Origin of the sequence: Paenibacillus shenyangensis (assembly GCF_000346635.1) — a bacterium.
Lineage (GTDB): Bacteria > Bacillota > Bacilli > Paenibacillales > Paenibacillaceae > Saccharibacillus > Saccharibacillus dauci.
Genome location: NZ_AOIG01000048.1, coordinates 1 through 1,789, shown reverse-complemented (window position 1 = coordinate 1,789; position 1,789 = coordinate 1). Strand labels below are relative to the sequence as shown.

The following is a 1,789-nucleotide window of genomic DNA, read 5'->3' as shown; positions in this document are numbered from 1 at the left end:
CCCCATCACAGCCTGGCCTTGGAGCATGCGGATTTACCTACATGCAAGCCTCACTGCTTAGACGGACATCCATCAGTCCGCGTCACTACCCTCCTGCGTCACCCCATTGCTCATAACGGCTTTCGGTGGTACAGGAATTTCAACCTGTTGTCCGTCGACTACGCCTTTCGGCCTCGCCTTAGGTCCCGACTTACCCTGAGAGGACGAGCCTTCCTCAGGAACCCTTGGGCTTTCGGCGGATCAGATTCTCACTGATCTTTTCGTTACTCATACCGGCATTCTCACTTGAATTCTGTCCAGCGCTCCTTACGGTACACCTTCAACCTAAATTCAACGCTCCCCTACCCCTGATGCAAGCATCAAGCCATAGCTTCGGTGGTGTGTTTAGCCCCGTTACATTTTCGGCGCAGAGTCACTCGACCAGTGAGCTATTACGCACTCTTTCAATGGTGGCTGCTTCTAAGCCAACATCCTGGTTGTCTAAGCAACTCCACATCCTTTCCCACTTAACACACACTTGGGGACCTTAGCTGATGGTCTGGGCTGTTTCCCTTTTGACAATGGACCTTAGCACCCACTGTCTGACTCCCGGAATAAAGTCTGCGGCATTCGGAGTTTGACTGAACTTGGTAACCCTTGCGGGCCCCGCATCCAATCAGTGCTCTACCTCCGCGACTCACCTTCCGAGGCTAGCCCTAAAGCTATTTCGGGGAGAACCAGCTATCTCCGGGTTCGATTGGAATTTCTCCGCTACCCCCACCTCATCCCCGCACTTTTCAACGTGCGTGGGTTCGGACCTCCAGTACGTGTTACCGTACCTTCATCCTGGACAGGGGTAGATCACCCGGTTTCGGGTCTACGTCCACGTACTATGTCGCCCTATTCAGACTCGCTTTCGCTGCGGCTCCGGCTTTTCACCTTAACCTTGCACGGGAACGTAACTCGCCGGTTCATTCTACAAAAGGCACGCCATCACCCCTATATCGGGCTCTGACTTTTTGTAAGCACACGGTTTCAGGTTCTATTTCACTCCCCTTCCGGGGTCCTTTTCACCTTTCCCTCACGGTACTGCTTCACTATCGGTCGCTAGGGAGTATTTAGCCTTACCAGATGGTCCTGGCAGATTCATACGGGGTTTCACGTGCCCCGCACTACTCGGGATCCGTCTCGGAGAGAACTGACTTTCAGCTACAGGGCTTTCACCTACTATGGCGGGCCTTTCCAGACCTCTTCGCTTACCCAGTTCCTTTGTAACTCCAAAGAGACGTCCCACAACCCCAAGAAGCAAGCTTCTTGGTTTAGGCTGTTCCGCGTTCGCTCGCCGCTACTGACGGAATCACTCTTGTTTTCTCTTCCTGAGGGTACTTAGATGTTTCAGTTCCCCTCGTCTGCCTCTACACACCCTATGTATTCAGATGTGAGTAACTGGAGATGAATCCAGCTGGGTTTCCCCATTCGGACATCCCCGGATCAATGCTTGCTTACAGCTCCCCGAGGCCTTATCGTTGTTCGCCACGTCCTTCGTCGGCTCCTAGCGCCTAGGCATCCACCGTGTGCTCTTAGTAGCTTAACCTAGTGGTTTTGGTTACAAAACCACGACTCGATCTTCTTCCAATAAAGAGTGGTTTTTGCAAAGCAAAAGACCTTTCCTTATTATCCGTCCATCTCGTCGCTATATCTCTTCTTTACTTTCGCCTGTTTGCACAGTCTCAGCAAGAACAGTTTCTAAAACGCGATGTTTCGTTTCGGTATCCAGTTTTCAAGGATCAACTTGAAAGAGATTTGCTCT

At 51.7% G+C, this 1,789-nt stretch carries 1 rRNA gene; it reads right to left on the bottom strand.

The features are described 5' to 3' along the window. Positions 1-1,573: ribosomal RNA gene (locus tag H065_RS0124675) — 23S ribosomal RNA — on the bottom strand; the annotation flags it as partial. Between the last annotated feature and the right edge of the window lie 216 nt (positions 1,574-1,789).